Raw genomic sequence first — 25,567 nt, forward strand, 5'->3', positions numbered from 1 at the left:
CTGTCGGTCGGGGAGGGTAGCGAGCGAACGTGAGACGAGTGTGAAAAAACGCCCTACTCGACGAAGAGTCCGCGTGCCGCCGCCCGCGCGTCGAACTCCTCAAGGCGGGCCTGCGCGTCCGGCAGGTCGTCGCACATCGCCTCCAGCAGCACCCGGCCGAGGAGCATCGGCGCGCAGGCGGTGTCGAAGGCGAGGCCGGTGCCGACGGCGGCGGGCAGCAGCAGGTCGGAGAATTTGGCGACCGGCGCGAAGGCGGAGTCGGCGACCGTGACGACGCTCAGGCCCGCCTCCTTGGCGTAGGCGAGGGTGTCGACGACCTCACGCGGGTGCCGGGGCAGCGCGAAGCACAGCAGGGTCGAGGCGCCCGCGCGGACGGCGGCGTCGATGCGGTCGTGGATCATCGTGCCGCCCTCGTTGAGCAGCCGTACGTCCGGATGGACCTTGGCGGCGAAGTACGCGAAGCCGTACGCCTGGGAGGCGGCGGCCCGCAGACCGAGCACCGGCAGGGGGCGGGAGGCGGCGAGCAGCCGGCCGGCCCTCTGCACCGGCCGCGGGTCGGCGAGGATCTCCGCCAGGTGCCTCAGGTTCTCGATCTCGGCCTCGACGGCCTGCTGGTACTCGTTGTACGACGCCGAGCCCGCCGTCTGTTCGGTGGGCGCCACCTCGCGCAGGTGCCTGCGCAGGGCGGGGTAGCCGTCGAAGCCGAGGGCGACGGCGAAACGGGTGACGGAGGGCTGGCTGACCCCGGCCAGTTCGGCCAGCTCCACGCTGGACAGGAACGGCACGTCCCCGGCCCGTCGCACCATGCTGTGCGCGATGCGCCGCTGGGTCGGCGTGAGCCGGTGCCCCTCGAACAGTGCCTGCAGCCGTCCCGCGGGAGTGTCCACCCCGCCCGTGTCGCTCATGCCTCGCTCCCCCTCCAGATGTCCGTGAACCGGTCGAGCAGTGCGGCCGCCGCCGTCACGTCGCCCGTGAGCGGCCGGTCGGCCGGGTCCTCTTCGAGGACCGCCTCGGCGAGCTCCAGCGCGCGGCCCACCGGGAGGTCCGGGTCGGGCCTGAGGTCGCGCTGGCGCAGCGCCCGTACGGCGGCCACGAGTTCGCAGCCGACGACGAGACGGTACGCGCCGCACGCCCGCAGTGTCTGACGGGCGGCGAGCGAGGCGAAGCTGGCCTGTTCCTCGACGCCTCGGGAGAGTACAGCGTGGCCGAGCGAGGCGGGCGCGGAGAAGGCCCGCAGATCGCCGAGGGCGGCCCCGGCGGCGTACTCCAGGATCATCACGCCGGAAGAGGCGGGCTCCGGATCGGCGAGGAAGGGCCTGAGGCGGGTGAAGGCGGGCTCGTTGAGCGTGGAGAGCCGGGACGTGGACAGGCGGGCGACCTGGGTGAGGGCCAGCCTGAAGTGGTCCAGGGCTAGGGCGAGTTGGGCCTGGTAGAAGCCGCCGTGGTGGTAGGCGGCCATGTCCTGGGGGGAGATGAGCGGGTTCTCGGCGGCCGCGTTGATCTCGATCGCGAGGACCTCCTCCAGGGTGTCGGCGGCGTCCTGGGCGGGCCCGTGGATCTGGGGGAGGCACCGGAAGCCGTACGGGTCCTGGATGCGGCCCAGCGGTGGGGTGGGCCGGTCCTCGGCTCCGATCAACTTCCGCATCCGCCGGGCCACTTCGACGGACCCGCGGTGCGGCCGGGCGGCGTGCACGGGGGCGGCGTACGCCTCGTGCGAGCCGTCCACGGCCAGCAGGGACAGCGCCCCGACGACCTGCGTGGCCTCGATGAGCCCGCGCAGCTCGTGCAGCGCGAGGGCGGCCTGGCCGAGGGTGAGGGCGTTGCTGCTGATGAAGGCGAGGGCGTCGTTGTTGTCGAGGAGCTGGGGCTCCGGGGCGCCGGCCTCCCTCCAGGGGTGCTCCCCCGCCAGCGCCAGCCCCACCTGGGCCAGGGCCGCGATGTCCCCCGTGCCCACCGAGCCGAACTCGTTGACGACCGGGTACGCCCCGCTCTCCAGCGCCTCGCACAGGGCCGTCACGACGGTGGGCCGCAGCCCCGCGCCGCCGGCGAGCAGTTGGTTGGCCCGCACGGCGAGCGTCGCCCGGACCTGCCGGGCCGGGAGTTCCTCGCCGATCGCGCCGGCGTGGCTGCGCAGCAGCCGCAGGCCGTGTTCGGCGGCCGCCTCGGTGGGCACGTCCTCGTTCCGGTTGGCGCCGACACCGGTCGAGCGGCCGTAGACGCGTCCGGTCGCGGCGATCTGGCGGGCGGCGTCCCAGGACTCCGTGACGCGCTTCATCGCGTCGGTCCCGGGCACCGGTCGCGCGCTCCCGTCGGCGAGGCGGACGACGTCCGCGACGCCGAGACCGATCCCGTCGAGGACGACCAAGCCCGTGTGCCCGACCTTGACGGGATCAGGAGTGTCCACGATCCGAGACGACATCTAGCTCAAACTCCCCTCAAGCGGACAACTGATCTTGCCTGGCGGTCATCCGTTACCTCGGATTAACACCGAACCGTTGACAACCTATTCAGCTACCGAGAACTCTGCATGACGTTATACAGCCGGGCAAGGGACAACTCATGATCCAGTTCGACACGGTCCACAAGCGCTTCCCCAACGGCACAACCGCAGTGCACGATCTCACCCTCGACATGCCGGAAGGCGGCGTGACCGTCCTCGTCGGATCCTCCGGTTGCGGCAAGACGACCACCCTCAGAATGATCAACCGGATGGTCGAACCGACCTCCGGCACCATCAAGGTCGCCGGCAAGGACGTCACCGACCAGGACGCGGCCGAACTGCGCCGCTCCATCGGCTACGTCATCCAGCAGTCGGGCCTCTTCCCGCACCGCACGGTGCTGGACAACATCGCCACCGTCCCGCTCCTGCTCGGCCACGGCCGCAAGAAGGCCCGGGCCCGGGCGGCGGAACTGCTGGAGACGGTCGGCCTGACCGCCGAGTCCGGCAAGCGGTACCCCCACCAGCTCTCCGGCGGCCAGCAACAGCGCGTCGGCGTCGCCCGCGCCCTCGCCGCCGACCCGCCGGTGCTCCTCATGGACGAGCCCTTCGGCGCGGTCGACCCCGTGGTGCGCACCCAGCTCCAGGACGAACTGCTCCGGCTCCAGAAGGAGTTGAACAAGACCATCGTCTTCGTCACCCACGACGTCGACGAGGCCGTACGCCTCGGCGACCGCATCGCGATCTTCCGCACCGGCGGTCACCTCGTCCAGTGCGCCCCGCCCACCGAGCTCCTCGCCCGTCCGGCCGACGACTTCGTGGCCGACTTCCTCGGCGCCGAGCGCGGCCTGAAGCTGCTCTCGCTGAAGACCCTGGCCGAGGTCCCGCAGGGCCCGGCCCCGGACGGCGGCGCCTGGACCCTCGTACGCGACGAAGCCGGGCAGCCGACGCACTGGCGTTCGGCAGACGCCCTCGAACTGCCCGTACGGCCCCTCAAGGACGGCGACTCCCTGCTCGCCGCCCTCGACGAGTCCCTCGCCTCCCCCACCGGCCTGGTCGCCCGCGTCGACGCCGACGGCGTCCTGACCGGTGTCACCTCCCGCGACGACATCCACCGGCACGCGGGCCGCGCCCACTCGGAAGCCCGGGTGGCCGCATGACCATCGACTGGTCGTGGATATCCGGCCACACCGACGACCTGACCACCCTGACGGTCTCGCACCTCCAGGCAGCCCTGAGCGCCGTCTTCTTCGGCCTGCTGATCTCGCTGCCGCTCGCGGTGGTCACCCACCGGGTCCGCCCCCTGCGCGGCTTCCTGCTCGGGCTCTCGAACGTCCTGTTCACGATCCCGTCCATCGCGATCTTCGTCCTCCTGCTGCCCATCAGCGGCCTGACCCGCACCACGACCGTGATCGGCCTGACCGTCTACACCCTGGTCGTCCTGCTGCGGAACACGGTCGAGGGCCTCGACTCGGTCCCCGCGAAGACCAAGGAGGCCGCGAAGGCGATGGGCACGCGCCCCCTGCGCACGCTCCTCACCGTCGAACTCCCCCTCGCACTCCCGGTGATCATGGCGGGCGTGCGGATCGCGACCGTCATGTCGATCTCCCTGGTGTCGGTCGCCACCTACATCGGCGACGGCGGCCTCGGCCAGCTCTTCACCGACGGCTTCCAGCGCGACTTCCCGACCCCGGTGATCGTGGGCGTGGTCCTCACGCTCCTGCTCGCCGTGGTCGCGGACGCCCTGCTGGTGGCCCTCCAGTACGTCCTGACCCCATGGCGGCGGAGGCGAGCCTGACATGTACGAACTCTTCAAGAACCTCGGCTCCTGGCTGACCAGCGGCTCCCAGTGGACGGGTACGGACGGCATCGCCCACCGCCTCGCCGAGCACCTCCAGTACTCGCTCCTCGCGACCCTCGTCGCGGCCGCGATCGGCCTCCCCCTCGGCCTGCTGATCGGCCACACCGGCAAGGGCGCCTTCCTCGCGATCAACCTCGCCTCCTTCGGCCGCGCCCTGCCGACCGTCGGCCTGGTCGTGCTGGTCTTCCTGGCCGGCGGCCTGTCCATGCTCCCGGTCTACGTCGCTCTGGTCGCCCTCGCGGTCCCGGCGATCGTCACCAACACCTACGCCGGCATGACGGCCGTCGATCCGGACGTCAAGGACGCCGCCCGCGGCCAGGGCATGCGCGGCCACCAGGTCCTCCTCCAGGTCGAGCTGCCGCTCGCCCTCCCCCTGATCATGACCGGCCTGCGCCTTGCACTCATCCAGGTCGTCGCCACCGCGACCATCGCGGCCTACGTCTCCTTCGGCGGCCTGGGCCGCTACGTCTTCGACGGCCTCGCCCAGCGCGACCTCGTACAGGTGCTCGGGGGGGCGGTGCTGGTCGCCGTGATCGCCGTAGCCCTCGACCTGCTGCTGTCCGGCCTCCAGCGCTTCCTCTTCCGCCACCGCACCGCATAAGGACCTCTCCGATGAACCGACGCACCCTCCTCGGCGGCCTCTTCGCGGCGGCCTCCGTCCCCGCCCTCGCCGCCTGCTCCAGCGGCGTCACCTCCCTCGACGGCCAGGGGAGCTCGTCCGGTGGCGGCGGCTCCAGCAAGGGCGGACTCACCATCGGCACCGCCAACTTCACCGAGAACCAGGTGCTGGGCTACCTCTACGCGGCGGTGCTCCAGCAGGCCGGCGTGAAGGTGAAGGTCCGCCCCAACCTCGGCACCCGCGAGATCGTGATCCCCGCGCTCAAGGCGGGCGACATCGACCTGCTGCCCGAGTACCAGGGCGCCCTGCTCAACTACCTCGCCCCCAAGGACGCCTCCGCCGAACCGGGCACCATGCAGAACGCGCTCACCCTGGCGCTGCCCGGCGGCCTCCAGGTACTGCCGTACGGCCAGGCGGCCGACTCCGACTGCTTCGTCGTCACCCGGGCGACCGCACGGAAGTACGGCCTGACCTCCCTCGCCGACCTCGCCAAGCAGAACGGCGAGCTCGTCATCGGCGCCGCGCCCGAGGTGAAGAAGCGCCGGGTGGGCGCGGTCGGCCTGAAGGACGTGTACGGCGTCGAGTTCAAGGAGTTCAAGTCGCTCGACTCGGACGGCCCGCTGGTCAAGGGTGCTCTGAAGAAGGGGGACGTGGACGTGGCGAACCTCTTCACCACCGACACCGACATCGCGTCCCACGGCTGGGTGGTGCTGACCGATCCCAAGAACCTCATCCCCAGCCAGCACATCGTCCCCCTCATCGCCGACCGCAAGGCCGACGACACGGTCCGCAAGGCGCTCGCCCGCCTCGGGAACGTCCTCACCACCGAGCAGCTCACCCAGCTCAACAGCCAGGTCGACAACGACAAGAAGGACCCCCAGGACGTGGCGAACGCCTACGCGAAGCAGCACGGGCTGGCGTAGGACGGACCCCCGCCGCAACAGGGGGGATAACCCCAGTGCAGCGGGCGTTCCGGCTGCCTACCGTGGGTTCCATGACCCCAATGGATGAGCGGGACCCCGAACTCAAGAAGGAACTCAACGCCACCCTGCAGGCCCGCAGGGAACTGGGCGAGGAGTACGAGTCCGCGCTGGTCGACTCGTTCCTGGAGAAGGTCGACCAGCGGATCGACGGCGCCGTGGACCGCCGCCTGCGCCGGCAGCTCGCCGAACAGCAGATGGTGACGGCCCGGGGCGCCCGCTCCCCCAAACCCACCGACTCCTTCGGCGAACGCTACGGCTTCGGCATCGTCTCCATGGTCCTGGCGATCCCGCTCTCCGCGATCGGCGGCGGCATCGCCCACCTGCCCGGCCTGCTGGTCGCCTGGGCCGGCATCGTCGGCGTCAACGCCTTCCAGGCCGCGCGCACCCACCCGGACCTGTTCCGGGGGCGCCGTCACCGCGGGCCGTCCCAGGACAGCGACTGGGAGGGCTGACCCGGCGCTCACACCTGCGCGGTCGGCAGCACCACGACCTGGCGCAGGTTGACGTGCCGGGGCCGGCTGGTGACGTAGGTGACGAGATCGGCGAGCTCCGTGGAAGACAGGGCGCCCATCGCCTCGGCCATCCCGCCGACCTGCTCCCGCAGCCCGTCGTTTTCGATGTGCGTGGCCAGTTCGGTCTCCGTCAGCCCCGGCTCGATGTTGGTGACCCGCACGCCCCGCGGTCCGAACTCGTTGCGCAGCAGCGCCGAGAGATGCGTGACCGCGGCCTTCGTCGCCCCGTACACGGCGTAGTTGGTGAAGCCGGTGACGTGCGCGCCGACCGACGAGACGTTCACCAGGTCCGCGCTGCGCCCCTGCGCCGCAGCCTCGTACAGGTCCTCGGCGAAGGCACCGACGACCCGCAGGACACCGGTGACATTGGTGTCGATCATCCGCTGCCACTCGTCGACACGGGCGTCCACGATCGGGTTCGGCAGCATCACACCGGCGTTGTTCACCACCAGGTCGACGCTCCCGTACGCCGCGTGGACGCTTTCCACGGCGGCCGCCACGGACCCGCCGTCGGTCACGTCGGCCACCACCGCCAGCGCCTGTCCGCCGTCGGCCCGGATCTTCCCTGCGATCGCCTCCAGCCGCTCACCGCGCCGTGCGAGCAGCGCGACCCGCGCCCCCTGCGCGGCCAGTAGCACGGCGACCGCCTCACCGATCCCGCTCGCGGCCCCGGTGACGACCGCGGTACGTCCGGCCAGATTCTCGTACGACATCGAAGTGCTCCTCGGTGGGATGTCCGCCGGGGTGACTCCCCGGCCTCGTCCACCACCCTGCGGCGCCCGGGCCGCCGTACCCAGGGATGCGCTTTTCCTGGGTCTGCCAGTACCAGGTTCCGCGGCCGCGGCTCCCCTATGCTCGAACGCATGGACGGGGACCTCGGAAATTTTCTGCGCTCGCGCCGCGCCCGCATCCAGCCCGAGGAGGTGGGGCTGCCCTCACACGGCCGACGCCGGGTACCCGGTCTGCGCCGCGAGGAGGTGGCACAACTGGCCGGCGTGAGCGTCGACTACTACATACGGCTCGAGCAGGGCCGGGGTCCGAGCGTTTCGGACGCGGTCCTGGACGCCATCGCCCGTGTGCTGCGCCTCGACGAGACCGAGCACGCCTATCTGTACGCGGTGGCCCGGCCGCCGAAGAAGGGTGAGCGCCGGCGCACCGCGCCCCGCGTCCGCCCCGGAATCCAGCTGCTGCTCGACAGCATGGAGCGCACCCCGGCCTTCGTCCTCGGCCCCGCCATGGACGTCCTGGCCTGGAACACCCTCGCCGACGCCCTGCTCGGCTTCAGCCGCATCACCCCCGCCCACCGCAACACCGCACTTCAGCTCTTCCTCGACCCCGAGGTCCACGACATGTACCCGGACTGGGCCGCGGTCGCCGCGCAGACCGTCGCCCACCTTCGGCTGGGCGCGGGCTCCCACCCCGAGGACCGCCGACTGCGCGAGGTCGTCGGCGAACTGTCCCTCAAGAGCGAGGACTTCCGCCGACTGTGGGCCGACCACCAGGTCAGGGCATGCATGTACGGCGTCAAACGCGTCCGGCACCCGGTGGCGGGCCTGCTGACCCTGCCGTACGAGTCCCTGGTCCTCCCGGAGACCCCGGACCACACACTCGTGGCGTACACCCCGGAATCGGGGTCGGAGACGGCGGAGAGGCTCACGCTGCTGGGCAGTTGGGCCAGTACAAGCGCGTAGGGAAAGTGTGCGCGGGGACCGCCGCACCCCCGTTACCGGGGGGCGGGACGACGGCGGTCCCCGCGAAGGACGTCGACCGGGTCAGGCCAGGTCTCACGTCCGGCGTCCATGGAGGTCCGGGAGCCGCTCCGGAGGTCCTTGGACGTTCGGCGTCGGCCGGGGCGGGGAGCCGCTCCCGCCCTGCCGACATCCACCAATGTGCCGGACCCGTGTTAAGCGTGTGCTGCGCGGACGTGACACGCTCGTACCAGTTCCGCGAAGTCCACCCTTTCGGTGGGAAACCGCAAGTTCGCCGCCGTCACCAGGGGTTCACCGGACGTTTCCCGCTACTTCCCGCCCTTGGCGAGGAAGGCCAGCAGATCCTGGCGGCTGATGACGCCGGTGGGCTTGCCCTCCACGAGAACGATGGCCGCGTCCGCCCGCCCGAGGACCGACATCAGGTCGCCGACCGGCTCGCCGGAGCCGACCTGGGGCAGGGGGGCCGACATGTGCTTCTCCAGCGGGTCCTCCAGTGAGGCCCGCTGGGCGAACAGGGCGTCGAGCAGCTCGCGTTCGACGACCGAGCCGACGACCTCCGCGGCCATCACGTCCGGGTGGCCGGCGCCCGGCTTGACGATCGGCATCTGCGAGACGCCGTACTCGCGCAGGACCTCGATGGCCTGGCCGACGGTCTCGTCCGGGTGCATGTGGACGAGGGAGGGGATGGCGCCGTGCACCTTGTCGTTCAGGACGTCGGCGACGCGGGCGCTCGGGCCCTCGTCCTCCAGGAAGCCGTAGTCGGCCATCCACTCGTCGTTGAAGATCTTCGAGAGGTACCCGCGGCCGCTGTCCGGGAGCAGGACCACCACGACGCCGTTCTCGTCCAGACGTTCGGCGACCCGCAGGGCCGCGACGACGGCCATGCCGCAGGAGCCGCCCACCAGCAGGCCCTCCTCCTTGGCGAGGCGGCGGGTCATCTGGAAGGAGTCCTTGTCGGAGACGGCGACGATCTCGTCGGCGACGGTCCGGTCGTAGGCGGTGGGCCAGAAGTCCTCGCCGACGCCCTCGACGAGATACGGCCGCCCGGACCCGCCGGAGTACACCGACCCCTCGGGGTCGGCGCCGATCACCTGGACCTTGCCGTCACTGGCGTCCTTCAGATACCGGCCGGTGCCGGAGATGGTGCCGCCGGTGCCGACGCCCGCCACGAAGTGGGTGATCCTCCCCTCCGTCTGCTCCCACAGCTCGGGGCCGGTGGAGTGGTAGTGGGAGAGCGGGTTGTTGGGGTTGGAGTACTGGTCGGGCTTCCACGCGCCGGGCGTCTCGCGCACCAGCCGGTCGGAGACGTTGTAGTAGGAGTCCGGGTGCTCGGGGTCCACGGCGGTGGGGCAGACGACGACCTCGGCGCCGTAGGCCCGCAGGACGTTGATCTTGTCCGTCGACACCTTGTCGGGGCACACGAAGACGCACTTGTACCCCTTCTGCTGCGCCACGATGGCGAGCCCGACCCCGGTGTTGCCGCTGGTCGGCTCGACGATGGTGCCCCCGGGCTTCAGCGCCCCGCTCTCCTCCGCCGCCTCGATCATGCGCAGGGCGATGCGGTCCTTCACTGAGCCGCCGGGGTTGAAGTACTCGACCTTGGCCAGGACGGTCGCCTTGATGCCCTTGGTCACGCTGTTGAGCCTCACCAGCGGGGTGTTGCCGACGAGGCTGATCATCGAGTCGTGGAATTGCACCGTTGTCTCCGGATGCTTGCAAAAGAAGTGGGCCTGGTGGTCCAGCCAGCCTATGGCCTGATCGGGCGCCATGACGGCCGTTCACTCCCCGTTGGGATTGGGCCACGGTCCGTGCGGGGCAAGGAGTGGGTGTAGCGGGTTCGACGGAGGTGGCGGCGACGTATGACGAGCATGTCGAGGGCGAGGACGGCCAGGCGGATCGCGGCCGGCGCGGCGTACGGCGGCGGCGGTATCGGTCTGGTCGGCGCGGCGGCCATGGGGCTGTTGCTGGCGGAGGTGCGGCTGGCCAGGCGCCAGGTGGGCAACGGCACGACGCCGCACGTCCCGCAGGCCGAGGGCCGGTACGGCCATGTCTACGCCACCGTCGGCGAGCCGCCGCTGCGGCTGGTGATGCTGGGCGACTCCACGGCCGCGGGCCAGGGGGTGCACCGGGCGGGCCAGACCCCGGGCGCGCTGCTGGCGTCCGGGCTTGCGGCGGTGGCGGAGCGCCCGGTGGAACTGCGTAACGTCGCCCACCCCGGGGCCACCTCGGACGACCTGGACCGTCAGGTGGGGCTGACGCTGGCTGACCCCGAGCGGATCCCGGACGTCTGCGTGATCATGATCGGCGCGAACGACGTCACGCACCGGATGCCGGCCACGCGTTCCGTGCGCCATCTGTCCTCCGCGGTACGGCGGCTGCGCACGGCCGGTGCCGAGGTCGTGGTCGGCACCTGTCCCGACCTGGGCACGATCGAGCCGGTCCAGCAGCCGTTGCGGTGGCTGGCCCGCCGGGCCTCGCGCCAGCTGGCGGCCGCGCAGACGATCGGCGCGGTGGAGCAGGGCGGCCGCACGGTGTCCCTGGGCGACCTGCTGGGCCCGGAGTTCGAGGCGAACCCGCGGGAGTTGTTCGGCCCCGACAACTACCACCCCTCGGCGGAGGGCTATGCGACGGCGGCGATGGCGGTGCTGCCGACGGTGTGCGCGGCCCTGAGCCTCTGGCCGGCCGACGAGGACCGTCCGGACGCCTCCCGCCGTGAGGGCTTCCTGCCGGTGGCGAGGGCTGCGGCGGAGGCGGCGTCGGAGGCGGGCACGGAGGTCGCGGCCGCGATGCCGACGGGTCCGAAGGGGCCCTGGGCCCTGCTGAAGCGGCGGCGCAGGCGGCGGGTCAAGGAGGCGGAGCCGTCCCCCACCAGCGCGACGGGCGTGCAGTGACAAGCACCGGTTCGGGCACCTCCAGCGCGACGGGCGGGCAGTGACAAGCACCGGTTCGGGCACTTCCAGCCCGTCCGGCGTTTGAGGACGAGGCCCTTCGGGCCGATGCGGGGTCTGGGGGCGCAGCCCCCAGGGACGCCCGCCCCGTCCCGGCCGCACCTTCCCGCTCAACCGCCGGAGGCCCAAGCAAGCGCTTAGACATAGGTCACACCGCCGCACCCGTGACCCAGGCCATACGTCCGGGTAACTTCCCAAGCAGTCCGCCTGAACCCTCGTACGCCAATGGAGCCGTGATGCCCGAAGCCGTGATCGTCTCGACCGCCCGCTCCCCCATCGGCCGCGCCTTCAAGGGCTCCCTCAAGGACCTGCGCCCGGACGACCTCACCGCCACGATCATCCAGGCCGCGCTCGCCAAGGTCCCGGAGCTGGACCCGCGCGACATCGACGACCTGATGCTCGGGTGTGGTCTGCCCGGCGGCGAGCAGGGCAACAACCTCGGTCGCATCGTCGCCGTGCAGATGGGCATGGACCACCTCCCCGGCTGCACGATCACCCGGTACTGCTCCTCGTCCCTCCAGACCAGCCGGATGGCCCTGCACGCCATCAAGGCCGGCGAGGGCGACGTCTTCATCTCGGCGGGCGTGGAGATGGTGTCCCGCTTCACCAAGGGCAACTCCGACAGCCTCCCGGACACGCACAACCCCCTCTTCGCCGAGGCCGAGGCCCGCACCGCCGAGGTCGCCCAGCAGGAGGGCACCACCTGGCACGACCCGCGCGAGGACGGCCTCGTCCCCGACCCGTACATCGCGATGGGCCAGACCGCCGAGAACCTCGCCCGGGTGAAGGGCATCACCCGACAGGACATGGACGAGTTCGGCGTCCGCTCGCAGAACCTCGCCGAGGAAGCCATCAAGAACGGCTTCTGGGAGCGCGAGATCACCCCGGTCACGCTCCCCGACGGCACGGTCGTCTCCAAGGACGACGGCCCCCGCGCCGGCGTCACCATGGAGGGCGTCCAGGGCCTCAAGCCGGTCTTCCGCCCCGACGGCCTGGTCACCGCCGGCAACTGCTGCCCCCTGAACGACGGCGCCGCCGCGGTCGTCATCATGAGCGACACCAAGGCCCGCGAGCTCGGCCTCACCCCGCTCGCCCGCATCGTCTCCACCGGCGTCTCCGGCCTCTCCCCCGAGATCATGGGCCTCGGCCCGGTCGACGCCAGCAACCAGGCCCTGCGCCGCGCCGGGCTGACGATCGACGACATCGACCTGGTCGAGATCAACGAGGCGTTCGCCGCCCAGGTGATCCCCTCCTACCGCGACCTCGGCATCCCGCTGGAGAAGCTGAACGTCAACGGCGGCGCAATCGCCGTCGGCCACCCCTTCGGCATGACCGGCGCCCGCATCACCGGCACGCTCATCAACTCCCTCCAGTTCCACGACAAGCAGTTCGGTCTGGAGACCATGTGCGTGGGCGGCGGCCAGGGCATGGCGATGGTCATCGAGCGTCTGAGCTAAAAGGCGACCATGAGCTAAAAGGCGACCAGAACGTCAACGCTGCGTACCCGTATGGGCACTTAGTGCCACTCTTTGGCCCAGAACCGAGGAAAGTCCAAGGTTCTGGGCCGATTTGTGATCCAATCTCCCCCAGGATGTGACCTATCTCCCTTCGGGAAGGGATTTACGCAGGTCAGAGCCGTTTCACCAGCAAACCCCCGACCCAAAGTCCTGTCCGATTCGTGATGTTACGCACTGACAGCTGGATAGTCCGCCCTTCAAGCTGATGTAGGAAGTCGGGGGTCGACTTTGAACCGGGAGTACGTCAGTGAGCGCCATGCCGATCGCCTTGTTGGTCACCACGGCCGCCACGGGCGCCGTGGGCGTCGCCGTCCTGCGCACCCTCATGGTGTTGCGCCGACAGGTCGCCGCCCTGCACGCCGAGCTCGCCAGGAACAACACCGCGCCCGTGCGGGGTCTTGTACCGGCCGCCCGTCCCGCCGCTGACGTCGGCGAGATACGTGCCGCCGTGGCCGAGGCCCTCGCCGAGGAACGCGAGCGTGAACTCGCCGAGGCGCGTGCCTTCTGGGCCGCCCAGGAGGCGCGTGACGCCTCCGACGCGCCCTCGCTGCTCGGACTGCCCGACGTTGACCTGTTCCTGCCCCGGCAGGCCGATTTCGTGGGCCTGGAGCCGGTGTCGGAGTCCTCGGCCGACGCGGACGAGTTCGCCGGCGGTACCCCCGGGGACAGTCCGGAACTGGCCGCGGCCCGCCGCCGTCACCCCTCCCACCCGGACTTCGTTCCGGTGGGCTCACCGGTGGTGGGCGACCACGAACGCACGGTGGCGACCCTGGAGGACCTGGCGGCCTCCGGCACCGAACTGGCCGACGTCCGTCCGGGCCCCCTCGGCACGCTGGACGTCTACGTCTTCGCCGACGGCACGACCCTCTGCATGACGCCGGGCCACCGCGAGACGGCCGAGCGCCTGTCCGCGGCCCTGCGCGCGGGTGAGACACCGGTACTGCTGGGCGGCTCGGGCGTCTCGGGCGCGTACACACTGACGTTCGCGTGCGGTGAGGAGAACGTCTACATCCTGGCGGACCGGGTCATAGCCTCCCTGTAGGAGTCACACTCCGGCACGCTGCTGGGCCTGTGCCACCAGTTCCATCGCTTCTTCCACTTGGCTCTCGTCCGTCAGGACGAGAGCCAAGTCGTGTACGGCCACGGTGATCTGGTCGGCGGCGGCGAACATCCCCGCGTCCGGCATCTCGCGAAGCTCGGTCCCGGGCTCCTCGAGAACCTGCGTCCGACGGGCGAACTCCCGGGCCAGGCCCAGCGCCTCGGCGGCGGCGCCCCGCTGCAACCGGCTCTGCGGCGCGGCCCGCAGACGGTCGGCGAAATGGTCCACAGCCCGGGTCAGACGCGAGGTATCAGCCACCCGGCAACCGTACGCGTCCCACCGGGACTGTTGCCAACAGGCGAACGCTCAGGCACGGTGACCTGAAGGACCGGCTTACATCCCCTTTGCGTCCGGAGGCGCCGATGTCCCACGTCCTCTCCGAGGAGACCCACCGCAACCTGCTCGCCCGCATCCCCCACTGCACCGGTCGTGAAGTCTCCGACTGGCTCCGCACCGTCGACGAAGGCCCGGCCCTCTTCCGCTTCGAGGAAAAGGTCAGCTGGCTCCGCCACGAACACAACCTCGCGTACGGCCACGCCAAGGCGATCATCCACGAGTACGACCTGAGGAGGGCCGCGCGCAGGTACTTCTGAGCTGCGCACATGCCGAAGGGCCCCCGGTCGGAACCGGAGGCCCTTCGCCGTACGACCGTCGAGGACTAGTCGTTGCTGTTGAGGATCGCGATGAGTCGCAGGAACTCCATGTAGATCCACACCAGCGTCAGCGTGAGACCGAACGCGGCCAGCCACGCCTCCTCGCGCGGGGCGCCGTAGGCGATGCCGTCCTCGACCTGCTTGAAGTCGAGGGCGAGGAAGCAGGCGCCGAGCAGGACGCCGATGATGCCGAACAGGATGCCGAGGCCGCCGCTGCGGAAGCCGAGGCCGTCACCGCCACCGAAGGCGGCGAACAGCAGGTTGACCACCATCAGCAGCATGAAGCCGAGCGCGGCCGCCATCACGAAGCCGTAGAACCGCCGGTTCACGCGGATCCAGCCGGCCTTGTACGCCACCAGTACTGCGGCGAAGACCGCCAGGGTGCCGATCACGGCCTGCATGGCCGCGCCGCTCGCGATGCGGTTGTCGACGATGCTGGAGATGACGCCGAGGAACACGCCCTCGAACGCGGCGTACGACACGATCAGGGCGGGCGTGGCCGTGCGCTTGAAGGACTGCACGAGCGCCAGGACCATGCCGATCACGGCGGCACCGATACCGATGCCGTACGAGCGGCCGATGTTGGCGTCGTCGACGGGCAGCAGCGCCCAGGCGAGCGCGGCCGTGACGATCAGGATGCCGAGCGTGGTGCCGGTGCGCAGGACGACGTCGTCCATCGTCATCCGGCCGGTGGTCACCGGGGTCTGCGGCGGTGCGCCCTGCTGCAGGCCCTGCTGGGCGTACGGGTTGGTCGCGTACGGGTTGCCCTGCGGCTGCGCGTAGGGGCTGCCCTGCGTGCCCACGGCTGCGCCCCCGGCCTGCGGCGCGGTGTTGAAGCCCGCGTAGCCGTTGTCGCGGCTGAACCCCCGTCGCGAGAAGACCGGGTTGCTGCTCCTCATTTCACTCCTCCATGGCCACCGTCTGTGGACCTTGCCCTCAAGAGTAATGGGTAGGCAAAGGAATGACCCTAGTGCTTGAGGAGGATCTTCCCTCGATGTGCTGGCCAACACGCTACGCGTACGCGTGATTCCCGGCACCGGAGGGGCCTCACCCGAAGGGGAAGCCGGTGTACCCCTCGGCGAGGTCGGTCTCGGCGGCCCGCGAACCGGCGATCCGCTCCAGCCGGGCCAGCTGCATCCGGTCCTCGAAGGGAGTGGCGTCGGGCGCCCGGTGCAGGAGGCTCGTCATGTCGTACGAGAACCGTTCGGCCTGCCACACCCGGCGCAGACAGGTCTCCGAGTAGGCGTCGAGGCGTTCGGCCGAACCGGTCTCCTTCTGGTACGTCAGCGCCCTCGCGAAGGTCACGACGTCCCCCACGGCGAGGTTCAGGCCCTTGGCGCCGGTGGGCGGGACGATGTGCGCCGCGTCGCCGGCGAGGAAGAGGCGGCCGTGGCGCATGGGCTCGTGGACGAAGGAGCGCATGGGGGTGACGGACTTCTGGGTGATGGGCCCCCGGTCGAGCGTCCAGTCGTCGTCCGTCTCGAAGCGGCGCTCCAGCTCGTCCCAGATCTCCTCGTCCTCCCAGCTGCCGGCGTCCGCGCCCTCGGGGACCTGGAGGTACAGGCGGGAGACGGACGGGGAGCGCATGGACAGCAGGGCGAAGCCGCGGTCGTGGCGGGCGTAGACGAGTTCGTCGTGGGAGGGCGGGACGTCGGCGAGGATGCCGAGCCACGCGAAGGGGTACGCCCGTTCGAAGACCTGGGTCAGTTCGGCGGGGATCGCCTTCCTCGCGACGCCCCAGAAGCCGTCGCAGCCGACGACGTACGCGCACTCCAGGACGTCCTCGCGGCCCTCGTGCCGGAAGCGGACGCGCGGGGTGTCGGTGTCGGCGCCCTCGACGGCCAGGGCCTCCGCCTCGAAGAGCAGGGGGCCGCCGTCCTTGAGCTGGAGGGCGATGAGGTCCTTGCAGACCTCGGTCTGGGCGTAGACCATCACGGACCGGCCGCCGGTGAGGGCGGGGAAGTCGACGCGGTGGCGCTTCCTGTCGTAGCGCAGCTCTATGCCGTCGTGCGGGAGTCCCTCGCGGTCCATGCGTTCCCCGGCGCCGGCCGCGCGCAGCACGTCGACCGTGCCCTGCTCCAGGATCCCGGCGCGCTGGCGGTGCTCGACGTAGGCGCGGTCGCGGCTCTCCAGGACGACCGAGTCGATGCCGGCGTTGTGGAGGAGCCGGGCGAGGAGGAGGCCGGCGGGGCCGGCTCCGATGATGCCGACGGTGGTACGCATCGGGCGTTCCCTTCCGAGACCTTGTTCGACCGTGTTCGCAGAGTGAAATTTACTTCACTTGGATCTGCTGAGTTTGCGCCCAGGGTCTGGCGATGTCAACGCTCTGCGCGGCCGTCCGGCCCGCGGGTGGCTGCTGCGGGCCGGACGGCCGGGCGGGTCAGCGGCCGGGCCAGCCGTCCAGGTGGCGGTGCATGGTGACGTCGTCCTGCGCGTCCCCCTTCGGGGCGTCGGCCACGGCGTCCTGGAGGACCGCGTTGACCTCGGCGGCGAGGGCGTCGGCACGCGTGCGCAGATCGGTCGCGGGGACGTCGGAGCGGGTCAGGGCGTCCAGTCGGCGGTGGATGTCGGCGAGTTGCCGGCGGTGGGCGGAGTCGAGGCTGAGCGGGGTGGGCGTGGAGACCACGAACTGGTAGGCGCCGGCCAGGGTCTGGCAGCCGGTGCAGCTCTTGTTGGTGGCGTCGCTGAGGTTCACGGCGTTCAGGCGGGTGTGCTCACCCGCCATGGTGACGATCTGGAAGGACAGCGCGACCGAACGGCAGGCGTCGTCGGCGGTGCAGCCCGACGAGACCGCGTTGGCCTGGTTGCGCACGGAGGCCGCGTTCACCTTGCCGAACTGCCGGATGGTGAACGAGTCCTTCTCCTCCGTGTGGTCGAGGCGGTCGGCGTGGCTGAAGACGTGGTCCGACGCGACGGCGACCTTGGCGGCCCCGCTGGTGGCGGCCCCGCCGGTCGCGGCCTGCGCCGGCACGGCGGTCGCCACTCCGGCGACCCCGGCGGCGAACAGGCCCACGCGGACGGCACGCCGGGTGAACGGGGTGGAGGTGCGGGGTTTTCGGTGGCTGTTCAAGGGATCTCCCTGAAGGGATGGATGAGTACGGATGCGGGGGGGGGTGACGGCCGGACCGGCCGGGGTGCTCAGGACGCCCCCGGTGAACCGCCGGCCGGCGGTGGGGACGTGGTCTCGGTGGGTGAGGGCGGGATGCTCTCCGACGGGGTCGGGGACGGGGCGGGCGTGGAGGGTCCCGCTCCCGTACCCGGTGACGACGGTTCCGGGGCCGCCGATGTGCCCTGCGTCGGGGACGCCGGTCCGCGGGAGGAGCCCCCGGTCGCCGAGCCCGGTGCCGTCGCGGACGACGCCGGTGAGGCGGACGTCGACGTGTCGGTGGATGTCCCGGGGGTGGGGGCGGCGGAGCCCGTGGAGCGCCCTGCGGCCGAGGGCGGAACCGCACCGGGGCCCGTGCCCGCCGGGTCGCCCGAGGCGTCCTGGTCCGAGGGCGAGGCGTTGCCGTCAGGCGTCGTGGCCTGGCGGGGCTGCGGTTCCTCCGTCGACACCCCGGGCTGCAGGATCGGCGCGATCGGGGGCTTCTTCGGGAGCGGCTGAGGCGTCAGTCCGGACGTCCATGCGTAGCTGAGGCCCGTCAGTCCGGCGAGGACCACCGCGCACAGTGCCACCCGCAACCGGGGCCGCCCCGCCGTGGACCGCTTCGCGGCCCGCAGGAGCCGCCCTCCGATCTTCACGGAGAGATAGACGACACCGCCCATCGGGATCAGCAGCATCAGACAGCCCAGCACCCCGACGAGCCCCTCGACGACCTTGCCGTCCGCGAAGGCCGACCCCGTGCCGGAGAACTGCTCGACCATGGACCGGGTCATCGTGGCGATGATCCGGGGCAGGTTCCACAGCGCGTAGCCCATCTCGCCGATGATCAGCGGCACCATGGTGAGCACCCACGCGGCCACGATGGTCCGCGCCGACTTCTTCAGCCCGGCGACCTCCTGGCGCGCAGCCCGTCCCTTCCTGCCGGGCACGAGTCCGAGCAGGATCGGCTTGATCTTGCCGTAGAGGTCCGGAACCCCGGCGAGGTCGCCCAGGATGTAGTAGCCGTCGAGGCGCACCGCCGGCATCAGCTGTTCGAGGATCTCGAAGTGCCCGAGATACACCGCGGCCAGGAAGAACGGCTCCCCCGTGGCGAAGTACAGCCCGGCCATGCCGAGCATGAAGACGACGTTGAAGTAGACGCCGCCCAGGTCGGTCCTGATCCGCCCGCCGCGTCCGATCCGGTACACGTCCGTCACGTCCGTGTACATCGACGGCCAGATGAGGAAGATCCCGCAGCCGATGCACCCGGGCCGGGCGCCGCCGTAGGTGCACGCGGAGGCGTGGCCGAACTCGTGGAAGACGAGCGAGGCCACGGTCAGACCGAAGACGATCAGGATCAGCACCGGCTGGTCGAGGACCTCCAGGACCGGCTCGATCGCCCCGAAGAAACCGAACAGCCACACGTCCATGGCCACGGTCGTGAGCAGCACGGCCGCGACCACGACCGGCCGGTGCAGCCACGCGAACATCCGCGCGATCCGGGCCGTGCGCCGCTCGTCGAAGATGATCCGGTGGCCCTTGAGGGCGAGCAGCAGGTCGGAGCGCGGGGCGTCGACCTCGTCGCTCTCCTGGCCCTCGGGGACCGTCACCCCGAGCGGTTCGAGCTTCTTCTCCACCAGGAAGCGGATGTTCTCGCCGCTGACCTCGCGGCCGAATCTCGCGCTCACCCGGTGGGCGATCGACTCGGTGTCGCGCACGCCGTCCACGGACGACGCCACGAGATGCAGCAGCCGCGACAGCTGTACGACCTGCCCGTCCCCCCGACGGGCGATGTACTTGGGCTCGGTGAAGCCCGACCCCTGGTACTCGCCGTGCAGTCGCAGTCCCGCGCTCAGCCGCGGCACGAGCCGCTGTTCGACGACCGGCAGGCTGCCGGTGGCCACCTGCTCGTACGTCACCGGCCAGCCGCCGGGTCCGGGCACCGGCCCGGGGTCGTACAGCGTCGGGAGCCCGTCTCCGAGCACTGTCATATGTGGTCTCCCCCCACGTCCTCCCCGCTTCCCCCCTTGCATGACCGTCGGGGTGGACCGCACCGCTGGTACGGGCGGTCCACCCCGACGGCCGGATCACGCCGGCGCTACTGCTTGACGACGATCGACTGCGAGGCCTGCGACTCGGCGACCGAGTAGGAGGAGTGGTCGTTGAGCGCCGCGGACTGGTTGTCCGCCTGGATGTTGGCGATGTGCTTGGTGACGTTGGTCGTCTTGTTGAAGCTGAACTTCAGACGGCCCAGGGCCTCGCGGCCCGGCAGCAGCTCGGCGGACTCGGTCTCCAGCTCGTGCATGTCCATGCTCATGACGGACGTCCTTTCAGGTGATGTGGATCGGGTGCGAGGTGGTGCGCGGGTGTTACTGGGTGACCGTGATGCTCTGGCCCGCACTGGAGGCGGCGGCCGACGCGAAGGAGTGGTCGTTGACGGCCAGGGACGAGTTGTGGGCCTCGACGTTGGCGATGTGCTTGGTCACGTTGGTCGTCTTGTTGAAACTGAACTTCAGACGACCGAGCGCCTCCCGGCCCGGCAGCAGTTCCGCGGACTCGGCCTCGAGCTCGTGAGCGTCCATCATGATCAATTCCCCCTCAGGGATGGGCGTTTCCGGTCGGACCGAGTCAGGTTCCCCCCACACTCTGTCCAACTTGGTCGGACGTACTGTCCAACGAGATTGGACACTAGGGCCTGGCGGGACCCTTGCGCAACCCGTTCGGGGAATCACCCTTTCGGCGGCGGGAGGGGCCGCCCGTAGAATCGGCTGCGACATGGACGGTTCCGCCGAGCGGCGAGCAGGAAGTGACCCACCCGTGGCCAACGCACTGCAGCAGTTGATCCGTGAGCGCCTGGACCGCAAGGGCTGGTCCTACGGCGACGTGGCGCGCCGCGGCGGCATCCCGCGCTCCACCGTCCACCACCTGGCGACCACCGACCGCGTCGTCCGCATGCCTCAGTCGACCACCCTGGAGGGCCTGTCCAAGGGGCTGGAACTGCCGTTGGACACCGTGCGCCGCTCCGCCGCCGAGGCCTGCGGCATCCATGTGTACGGTTCACCGGCCGGCCAGGACCCGGACGGCGCGGCCCGCCCGGCCGACCCCGAGGTGGACCTGCTCATCGCCAGCCTCCAGAAACTCTCGGCCGACGACCGCCGCCACGTGACCGCGCTCGTGGAGTCCCTCCTGGACCGCACCCCGAAGAAGTAACCACCCGGCCACACCCGTCCGGGCCCGAGCGTCGCTCCGGAGAACGAACTGTCGGTCGCCGAGCTCACCCTGACCGTCCCGGTGCGCAACGCCACGACCAAGAGGCCACCGTCTCCGCCGCGTTCGGCGACGTCCGCGTCTCCCGCACGGTCACCGTCCCGGCCGGCGAGGACATCGCCCCAGGCAAGCGTCCATCCGGACGCCGGCCCACCCCACGGACGCGTCCCGGACCGTACGCGCAACCGCCCGGTGCCCCCCGCGCCCACCCCACGGACCCCCGACCCCCGAGTCCGACGCGAACGAGCCCACCCGTGGCCAAGGAAGTGACCGTCCGGAAGCAGGTCCCGGCGGTCCGCGACCGCGGATGTTCACTCTTCCGTGGAGTCGGAAAAGAATGTCGACTGTGGCCGAAAGCACCGCACTCCCCCGCTAGTCTCTCGTCCTGCCCGAGGAGCGAGAGCCGCACGACCCCGGGCTCCCAGGGGGGAATGTGTTGTTCGTGCATGGCGGGCCGGCCACAGCCGTGGTCCGCGGGCCCGCCGGTGAATCGGTCGTTCTGCTCTCCGGCGAGCTGCCCGAGGTACTGACCGATCAGTCAGTTACCGAACTCGTGGAACTGGCCGCCGCCGTCCTGGACGCGGACGAGCTGCCCCTGTTCCACACCTGTCTGAGAACACTGCGCCGCGACGGCCTGCGCGCCGGCCGCCGGATCGAGATCGACGGCGCCGTACTGACCGTCTACGAAGGTTGACGGCGGCGTACCGGCCCACGCGTGAGAACTCACTGCGTGGGCGGGAAAGTGCCCGGAGCCGGACTTGAACCGGCACGCCCGCGAAGGGGCAGCGAGGTTTAAGCTCGCCGTGTCTGCATTCCACCATCCGGGCAGGCCATGGGCTCCGCGTCGAGGTTCCGAGCCTATCGGGAGGCATCCCCCGAACAGCGGACGGGCGGACCGATGTTGTCTTATTTTATTGACGTCTGAGGGTGCATCAGACCACGGAACACGCCATCCGCACTTGCCAATAGCGTTACGTGGGACACCCGGCCGCGCATGCGGAATGACGGAATTTCACCGTCCGAACAAGGACGCTCCACCTGTTCTCTGCACGTGCCCCGATGAGGGGCCTCCGTCATCCCCAGGTATGACAGCCGGCGGCGCGGTCCCTCCAAAGTCTGCCTTCGGAACCAGAACTGCGGCTGACTACACGGCGCGCTGCGGCCACCACGATGGAAGACGTCCTTCAACGATGTCGTCCCGCTAGGAGTTCCATCCCGTGACCACCACTCCCGTCGCCGGCCGGACCACCACCGTGGCCGCGCGCGCCACGGATCTGTCGAAGATCTACGGACAGGGCGAGACCCAGGTGGTCGCCCTGGACCGGGTCACCGTCGAGTTCCGCCAGGCCGAGTTCACCGCGATCATGGGCCCCTCCGGCTCCGGCAAGTCCACGCTGATGCACTGCGTCGCCGGCCTCGACACCTTCTCCTCCGGTTCGGTCCGCATCGGCGAGACCGAGCTCGGCTCGCTGAAGGACAAGCAACTGACCAAGCTGCGGCGGGACAAGATCGGCTTCATCTTCCAGGCGTTCAACCTGCTGCCGACCCTGACGGCCCTGGAGAACATCACCCTCCCGATGGACATCGCCGGCCGCAAACCGGACAAGCAGTGGCTGGAATCGGTCATCCAGATGGTCGGGCTGCGGGACCGCCTCAGTCACCGGCCCGCCCAGCTCTCCGGCGGCCAGCAGCAGCGCGTCGCCGTCGCCCGGGCCCTCGCGTCGAGGCCCGACATCATCTTCGGCGACGAGCCGACCGGAAACCTCGACTCACGCTCCGGCGCCGAGGTGCTGGGCTTCCTGCGCAACTCCGTTCGGGAGCTGGAGCAGACGGTCGTCATGGTGACCCACGACCCGGTGGCCGCGGCGTACGCGGACCGGGTGGTGTTCCTCGCGGACGGCCGGATCGTCGACGAGATGTACCAGCCCACCGCCGAGAACGTCCTTGATTTCCTGAAGCAGTTCGACGCGAAGGGCCGCACCTCCTGATGTTCCGCACCGCCCTGCGCAACGTACTCGCGCACAAGGCCAGACTGCTCATGACCGTGCTCGCCGTCATGCTCGGCGTTGCGTTCGTGTCCGGCACCCTCGTCTTCACCAACACCATCTCCGAGGCCTACCAGAAGAGTTCGGCCAAGGGCTTCGACCAGGTCGACGTGGCCGTCACCGCCGAGTCCCGGGAGGACAAGGGCAACACGATCGGGAAGAACCCCGACCTGACCCAGGCGCTGCTCGAGAAGAGCGCCGGGGTTCCGGGGGCCTCGAACGCCATCGGCGTCGTCAGCGGATTCACCGCCATCGCCGACAAGGACGGCAAGCTCATCGGCGGCGGCTTCCAGTCGCAGGGCGGCAACTACTACGGGGACAAGGACCCCCGGTACCCGCTCGCCGAGGGCGCCGCACCGCACGGCGCGAACCAGGTCGCGATCGACTCCGAGACGGCGAAACGGGCCGGCTACAAGGTCGGTGACACCGTGCGCATCTCGGTCGACGGCCCGGTCCTGAAGCCGGTCGTCACCGGCATCTTCACCACCGACGACGGCAATGTCGCCGCCGGCGGCAGCCTCGCCCTCTTCGACACGGCCACCGCCCAGAAGCTGTTCGGCAAGCCGGGGACGTACGACGAGATCGACGTGAAGGCGGCCTCAGGCACCTCCCAGACCGCGCTGAAGGCCGCGCTGGACAAGGCGCTTCCCGCCGACCTGGTCGAGACCGAGACCGGAAAGGAACTCGCCGACGAGCAGGCCGAGATGATCGCCTCCTCGATGAGCGGCCTCAAGCAGGGACTGCTGGTCTTCGCGGGCATCGCGCTCTTCGTCGGCACCTTCATCATCGCCAACACCTTCACCATGCTGGTCGCCCAGCGCACCAAGGAGCTGGCGCTGCTCAGGGCCGTCGGCGCGTCCCGCAGGCAGGTCACGCGGTCGGTTCTGGTCGAGGCGTTCGTGGTGGGCCTGGTCGCCGCCGTGACCGGTCTCGTGGCCGGTATCGGCATCGGCGCCGGGCTCAGGTCCCTCATGGGCACGCTCGGGGCGACCGTCCCGGACGGGCCGCTCGTCATCACGCCGGGCACGGTCGGCGTGGCCCTCGCGGTCGGTGTCCTGATCACCATGCTGGCGGCCTGGCTGCCGGGCCGCAGGGCGGCGAAGATCCCGCCGGTCGCGGCGATGAGCAGTGTGCACGCGAGGGCGACGACCAAGTCGCTGGTGCTGCGCAACACGCTGGGCGCGCTGTTCAGCGGGGCGGGTGTCGCCGTCATCCTGGCGGCCACCACCATGGACGGCTCGGACGGCCAGGCTCCGATGGGCATGGGCGCGGTCCTGCTGATCATCGGTGTTTTCATCCTCACCCCCCTGCTGTCCCGCCCGCTGATCGCGGCCGCGGCACCGCTCCTGCGCGTCTTCGGCGTCTCCGGGAAGCTGGCCCGCCAGAACTCGGTGCGCAACCCGCGCCGTACGGCCGCCACCGCCTCCGCGCTGATGATCGGGCTCACCCTGATCACCGGTATGACGGTGATGGCGGGCAGCCTGCAGAAGTCGATCGACAAGATGGCGTCGGCGGCCGTCAAGGCGGACTACGTCGTCTCGATGGCCAACGGCAACGAACTCTCGGCGGACGTCGAGAAGAAGCTGGCGAAGGTCGACGACGTCACCGCCGTCAGCCCGCTGCGCAACGCGGCCTCCCGCATCGACGGCGAGACCGAGTACCTGACCGGCGTCAACGGCTCCGCGATCGGCGAGCTGACCGACCTCAAGGTGGCAGACGGCGCGTTCAAGGTCGGCGGCAGCCAGGTGGTCGTGGACCAGGACCGGGCCAAGTCCTTCGGCTGGAAGGCGGGTTCGACCTTCACCGTCCACTACGAGGACGGCAAGGCGCAGAAGCTCACGGTCGCCGGGGTCTACGAGGGCAACGAGCTGATCAGCGGCATCCTGCTCGACACCGCGACGCTCAATCCGCATCTGAGCGATCTGTCCGACATGCAGGTCATGCTGAAGACGTCCGACGGCGCCTCCGCCACGACCAAGGACAGGCTGGAGAAGGCCCTCGGCTCCAACCCGGCCATCAAGGTCCAGGACAAGAAGGATCTGTCGGACTCCATCGCGCAGATGTTCACGCTGATGCTGAACATGCTCTACGGCCTGCTCGCCATGGCGGTGATCGTCGCGGTCCTCGGGGTCATCAACACCCTGGCCATGTCGGTGTTCGAGCGCTCCCAGGAGATCGGCATGCTCCGCGCGATCGGCCTGGACCGCAAGGGCATCAAGCGGATGGTCCGCCTGGAGTCACTGGTCATCTCCCTGTTCGGCGGGGTCCTGGGCATCGGCCTGGGCGTCTTCTTCGGCTGGGCGGCCGGTGAGCTCCTCGGCACGAAGATGGCGACGTACGAACTCGTCCTGCCCTGGGCCAGGATGGCGGTGTTCCTCCTGCTGGCGGCCACGGTGGGCATCCTCGCCGCCCTGTGGCCGGCCCGCCGTGCGGCCCGCATGAACATGCTGGCGGCCATCAAGGCGGAGTAAGTACGAGCGGCCATAAGGCACTTGGGGGCCCGCTGCCCGACAACGGGCCCCCTCTCCCTGCCCGGCGCCCCACCGACCGGCACGGGATCCACGCACCGCGACCAGTCCCCCAGGCAGCGGCACCAACCGCTCCGGACAGCCTGCGCACCGCGCAAAGACAGGCAGCCGCACCGCACTTGGAGCCCGCCACTCGGCGACGGCCCCCTGTTCCCGCCCGGCACCGCGCCGACCCCCGCGGGATCCGCGCACCGCAGCCGACCGCACCGACCCCTCCGGCCGACCTGCGCACCGCGCAAAGACAGCCAGCCGCACCGCACTTGGGGCCCGCTGCCCGGCAGCGGGCCCCTGTTCCTGCCCGGCGCCC

At 70.5% G+C, this 25,567-nt stretch carries 25 protein-coding genes and 1 tRNA gene; 14 read left to right on the top strand and 12 right to left on the bottom strand.

Annotation, left to right across the window (positions count from 1 at the left end; translation table 11 throughout):
• Nucleotides 1–53 precede the first annotated feature (53 nt).
• Together ACIBJB_RS36390 and ACIBJB_RS36395 are read right to left on the bottom strand one after the other, a co-directional pair.
• On the bottom strand, nt 54–905 hold the full coding sequence (locus tag ACIBJB_RS36390; RefSeq protein WP_398937231.1) for a MurR/RpiR family transcriptional regulator: 852 nt from the start codon (nt 903–905) through the stop codon (nt 54–56).
• Nucleotides 902–2,419, bottom strand: a complete 1,518-nt coding sequence (locus ACIBJB_RS36395) for an aromatic amino acid ammonia-lyase (protein ID WP_398937233.1) — start codon at nt 2,417–2,419, stop codon at nt 902–904. The genes ACIBJB_RS36390 and ACIBJB_RS36395 overlap by 4 nt, the downstream gene beginning before the upstream one ends.
• Nucleotides 2,420–2,559: 140 nt before the next feature.
• On the opposite strand from ACIBJB_RS36395, the gene ACIBJB_RS36400 reads away from it, so the two are divergent.
• From ACIBJB_RS36400 to ACIBJB_RS36420, 5 genes are all read left to right on the top strand, one after another.
• The gene (locus tag ACIBJB_RS36400) at nt 2,560–3,597 is read left to right on the top strand and encodes an ABC transporter ATP-binding protein (RefSeq protein ID WP_398937235.1); all 1,038 of its coding nucleotides are present in this window, start codon (nt 2,560–2,562) and stop codon (nt 3,595–3,597) included.
• Nucleotides 3,594–4,235, top strand: coding sequence for an ABC transporter permease (locus ACIBJB_RS36405; RefSeq protein WP_398937237.1), 642 nt, complete (start codon nt 3,594–3,596; stop codon nt 4,233–4,235). Before ACIBJB_RS36400 ends, ACIBJB_RS36405 begins: the two co-directional genes overlap by 4 nt.
• A 1-nt stretch (nt 4,236) precedes the next feature.
• On the top strand, nt 4,237–4,899 hold the full coding sequence (locus tag ACIBJB_RS36410; protein ID WP_398937239.1) for an ABC transporter permease: 663 nt from the start codon (nt 4,237–4,239) through the stop codon (nt 4,897–4,899).
• Between the two features lie 11 nt (nt 4,900–4,910).
• Complete coding sequence (locus ACIBJB_RS36415; protein WP_398937240.1) at nt 4,911–5,840, top strand: ABC transporter substrate-binding protein; 930 nt, start codon at nt 4,911–4,913, stop codon at nt 5,838–5,840.
• Nucleotides 5,841–5,920: 80 nt separating this feature from the next.
• A complete protein-coding gene (locus ACIBJB_RS36420; RefSeq protein ID WP_391056423.1) occupies nt 5,921–6,352 on the top strand; it encodes a hypothetical protein in 432 nt (143 codons plus the stop codon).
• An 8-nt stretch (nt 6,353–6,360) separates the two neighbouring features.
• Here ACIBJB_RS36420 and ACIBJB_RS36425 read toward each other — a convergent pair whose 3' ends face one another.
• Complete coding sequence (locus tag ACIBJB_RS36425) at nt 6,361–7,125, bottom strand: SDR family oxidoreductase (protein WP_398937242.1); 765 nt, start codon at nt 7,123–7,125, stop codon at nt 6,361–6,363.
• A gap of 150 nt (nt 7,126–7,275) precedes the next feature.
• Between ACIBJB_RS36425 and ACIBJB_RS36430 the strand changes: the two genes are divergently transcribed.
• A complete protein-coding gene (locus ACIBJB_RS36430) occupies nt 7,276–8,103 on the top strand; it encodes a helix-turn-helix transcriptional regulator (protein WP_398937245.1) in 828 nt (275 codons plus the stop codon).
• Nucleotides 8,104–8,429: 326 nt separating this feature from the next.
• On the opposite strand, the gene ACIBJB_RS36435 is transcribed toward ACIBJB_RS36430, so the two are convergent.
• Nucleotides 8,430–9,818, bottom strand: coding sequence for a cystathionine beta-synthase (locus tag ACIBJB_RS36435; protein WP_398937477.1), 1,389 nt, complete (start codon nt 9,816–9,818; stop codon nt 8,430–8,432).
• Nucleotides 9,819–9,980: 162 nt separating this feature from the next.
• Here ACIBJB_RS36435 and ACIBJB_RS36440 point away from each other — a divergent pair, with 162 nt between their 5' ends.
• The 3 genes from ACIBJB_RS36440 (at nt 9,981) to ACIBJB_RS36450 (ending at nt 13,628) form a co-directional block, all read left to right on the top strand.
• Nucleotides 9,981–11,012 (top strand): SGNH/GDSL hydrolase family protein, encoded by a 1,032-nt coding sequence (locus ACIBJB_RS36440; RefSeq protein ID WP_398937247.1) that lies wholly within the window; start codon nt 9,981–9,983, stop codon nt 11,010–11,012.
• A 293-nt stretch (nt 11,013–11,305) separates the two neighbouring features.
• Nucleotides 11,306–12,526 (top strand): acetyl-CoA C-acetyltransferase, encoded by a 1,221-nt coding sequence (locus ACIBJB_RS36445; protein WP_398937249.1) that lies wholly within the window; start codon nt 11,306–11,308, stop codon nt 12,524–12,526.
• A 307-nt stretch (nt 12,527–12,833) separates the two neighbouring features.
• Nucleotides 12,834–13,628, top strand: a complete 795-nt coding sequence (locus tag ACIBJB_RS36450) for a hypothetical protein (RefSeq protein ID WP_398937251.1) — start codon at nt 12,834–12,836, stop codon at nt 13,626–13,628.
• 3 nt (nt 13,629–13,631) lie between these two features.
• On the opposite strand, the gene ACIBJB_RS36455 is transcribed toward ACIBJB_RS36450, so the two are convergent.
• Complete coding sequence (locus ACIBJB_RS36455) at nt 13,632–13,943, bottom strand: hypothetical protein (protein WP_365657612.1); 312 nt, start codon at nt 13,941–13,943, stop codon at nt 13,632–13,634.
• Between the two features lie 104 nt (nt 13,944–14,047).
• Here ACIBJB_RS36455 and ACIBJB_RS36460 point away from each other — a divergent pair, with 104 nt between their 5' ends.
• Nucleotides 14,048–14,278: a DUF4287 domain-containing protein gene (locus ACIBJB_RS36460; RefSeq protein ID WP_007382546.1), complete on the top strand. Its 231-nt coding sequence runs from the start codon at nt 14,048–14,050 to the stop codon at nt 14,276–14,278.
• A gap of 65 nt (nt 14,279–14,343) precedes the next feature.
• On the opposite strand, the gene ACIBJB_RS36465 is transcribed toward ACIBJB_RS36460, so the two are convergent.
• The 6 genes from ACIBJB_RS36465 to ACIBJB_RS36490 all read right to left on the bottom strand — a co-directional run bounded on the left by ACIBJB_RS36465 (nt 14,344) and on the right by ACIBJB_RS36490 (nt 20,005).
• Entirely contained in the window at nt 14,344–15,237 is an 894-nt protein-coding gene (locus ACIBJB_RS36465; protein WP_398937253.1) for a Bax inhibitor-1/YccA family protein, read from the bottom strand.
• A gap of 148 nt (nt 15,238–15,385) precedes the next feature.
• Nucleotides 15,386–16,561 carry a 4-hydroxybenzoate 3-monooxygenase gene (locus tag ACIBJB_RS36470; protein ID WP_398937254.1) on the bottom strand — a complete coding sequence of 392 codons (1,176 nt, stop codon included), beginning with the start codon at nt 16,559–16,561 and terminating at the stop codon, nt 15,386–15,388.
• A 157-nt stretch (nt 16,562–16,718) separates the two neighbouring features.
• On the bottom strand, nt 16,719–17,408 hold the full coding sequence (locus ACIBJB_RS36475) for a hypothetical protein (protein ID WP_398937256.1): 690 nt from the start codon (nt 17,406–17,408) through the stop codon (nt 16,719–16,721).
• A gap of 68 nt (nt 17,409–17,476) precedes the next feature.
• Nucleotides 17,477–19,411 carry a hypothetical protein gene (locus ACIBJB_RS36480; RefSeq protein WP_398937258.1) on the bottom strand — a complete coding sequence of 645 codons (1,935 nt, stop codon included), beginning with the start codon at nt 19,409–19,411 and terminating at the stop codon, nt 17,477–17,479.
• Nucleotides 19,412–19,518: 107 nt separating this feature from the next.
• Nucleotides 19,519–19,737: a hypothetical protein gene (locus ACIBJB_RS36485; protein ID WP_007382551.1), complete on the bottom strand. Its 219-nt coding sequence runs from the start codon at nt 19,735–19,737 to the stop codon at nt 19,519–19,521.
• A gap of 52 nt (nt 19,738–19,789) precedes the next feature.
• Nucleotides 19,790–20,005 carry a hypothetical protein gene (locus ACIBJB_RS36490; RefSeq protein ID WP_225886303.1) on the bottom strand — a complete coding sequence of 72 codons (216 nt, stop codon included), beginning with the start codon at nt 20,003–20,005 and terminating at the stop codon, nt 19,790–19,792.
• Nucleotides 20,006–20,237: 232 nt separating this feature from the next.
• Here ACIBJB_RS36490 and ACIBJB_RS36495 point away from each other — a divergent pair, with 232 nt between their 5' ends.
• Nucleotides 20,238–20,630, top strand: coding sequence for a helix-turn-helix domain-containing protein (locus tag ACIBJB_RS36495; RefSeq protein ID WP_398937260.1), 393 nt, complete (start codon nt 20,238–20,240; stop codon nt 20,628–20,630).
• Nucleotides 20,631–21,120: 490 nt separating this feature from the next.
• The gene (locus ACIBJB_RS36500; protein WP_328782245.1) at nt 21,121–21,381 is read left to right on the top strand and encodes a hypothetical protein; all 261 of its coding nucleotides are present in this window, start codon (nt 21,121–21,123) and stop codon (nt 21,379–21,381) included.
• A gap of 49 nt (nt 21,382–21,430) precedes the next feature.
• Here the strand turns inward: ACIBJB_RS36500 and ACIBJB_RS36505 are convergent.
• A tRNA-Leu gene (locus ACIBJB_RS36505) sits at nt 21,431–21,514 on the bottom strand.
• Nucleotides 21,515–21,904: 390 nt separating this feature from the next.
• On the opposite strand from ACIBJB_RS36505, the gene ACIBJB_RS36510 reads away from it, so the two are divergent.
• Nucleotides 21,905–22,675, top strand: coding sequence for an ABC transporter ATP-binding protein (locus tag ACIBJB_RS36510; protein ID WP_398937263.1), 771 nt, complete (start codon nt 21,905–21,907; stop codon nt 22,673–22,675).
• A complete protein-coding gene (locus tag ACIBJB_RS36515; RefSeq protein ID WP_398937265.1) occupies nt 22,675–25,203 on the top strand; it encodes an ABC transporter permease in 2,529 nt (842 codons plus the stop codon). Before ACIBJB_RS36510 ends, ACIBJB_RS36515 begins: the two co-directional genes overlap by 1 nt.
• Nucleotides 25,204–25,567: the final 364 nt, after the last annotated feature.

Origin of the sequence: Streptomyces sp. NPDC050759, from assembly GCF_044456945.1 — a bacterium.
Lineage (GTDB): Bacteria > Actinomycetota > Actinomycetes > Streptomycetales > Streptomycetaceae > Streptomyces.

Coding starts and splice junctions, on each gene's coding strand:
- ACIBJB_RS36465 (WP_398937253.1), bottom strand. CDS start 15,237: ATGAGGAGCAGCAACCCGGTCTTCTCGCGACGGGGGTTCAGCCGCGAC.
- ACIBJB_RS36485 (WP_007382551.1), bottom strand. CDS start 19,737: ATGAGCATGGACATGCACGAGCTGGAGACCGAGTCCGCCGAGCTGCTG.
- ACIBJB_RS36415 (WP_398937240.1), top strand. CDS start 4,911: ATGAACCGACGCACCCTCCTCGGCGGCCTCTTCGCGGCGGCCTCCGTC.
- ACIBJB_RS36480 (WP_398937258.1), bottom strand. CDS start 19,411: ATGACAGTGCTCGGAGACGGGCTCCCGACGCTGTACGACCCCGGGCCG.
- ACIBJB_RS36410 (WP_398937239.1), top strand. CDS start 4,237: ATGTACGAACTCTTCAAGAACCTCGGCTCCTGGCTGACCAGCGGCTCC.
- ACIBJB_RS36515 (WP_398937265.1), top strand. CDS start 22,675: ATGTTCCGCACCGCCCTGCGCAACGTACTCGCGCACAAGGCCAGACTG.
- ACIBJB_RS36425 (WP_398937242.1), bottom strand. CDS start 7,125: ATGTCGTACGAGAATCTGGCCGGACGTACCGCGGTCGTCACCGGGGCC.
- ACIBJB_RS36390 (WP_398937231.1), bottom strand. CDS start 905: ATGAGCGACACGGGCGGGGTGGACACTCCCGCGGGACGGCTGCAGGCA.
- ACIBJB_RS36400 (WP_398937235.1), top strand. CDS start 2,560: ATGATCCAGTTCGACACGGTCCACAAGCGCTTCCCCAACGGCACAACC.
- ACIBJB_RS36420 (WP_391056423.1), top strand. CDS start 5,921: ATGGATGAGCGGGACCCCGAACTCAAGAAGGAACTCAACGCCACCCTG.
- ACIBJB_RS36490 (WP_225886303.1), bottom strand. CDS start 20,005: ATGATGGACGCTCACGAGCTCGAGGCCGAGTCCGCGGAACTGCTGCCG.
- ACIBJB_RS36430 (WP_398937245.1), top strand. CDS start 7,276: ATGGACGGGGACCTCGGAAATTTTCTGCGCTCGCGCCGCGCCCGCATC.
- ACIBJB_RS36445 (WP_398937249.1), top strand. CDS start 11,306: ATGCCCGAAGCCGTGATCGTCTCGACCGCCCGCTCCCCCATCGGCCGC.
- ACIBJB_RS36395 (WP_398937233.1), bottom strand. CDS start 2,419: ATGTCGTCTCGGATCGTGGACACTCCTGATCCCGTCAAGGTCGGGCAC.
- ACIBJB_RS36460 (WP_007382546.1), top strand. CDS start 14,048: ATGTCCCACGTCCTCTCCGAGGAGACCCACCGCAACCTGCTCGCCCGC.
- ACIBJB_RS36470 (WP_398937254.1), bottom strand. CDS start 16,561: ATGCGTACCACCGTCGGCATCATCGGAGCCGGCCCCGCCGGCCTCCTC.
- ACIBJB_RS36440 (WP_398937247.1), top strand. CDS start 9,981: ATGACGAGCATGTCGAGGGCGAGGACGGCCAGGCGGATCGCGGCCGGC.
- ACIBJB_RS36405 (WP_398937237.1), top strand. CDS start 3,594: ATGACCATCGACTGGTCGTGGATATCCGGCCACACCGACGACCTGACC.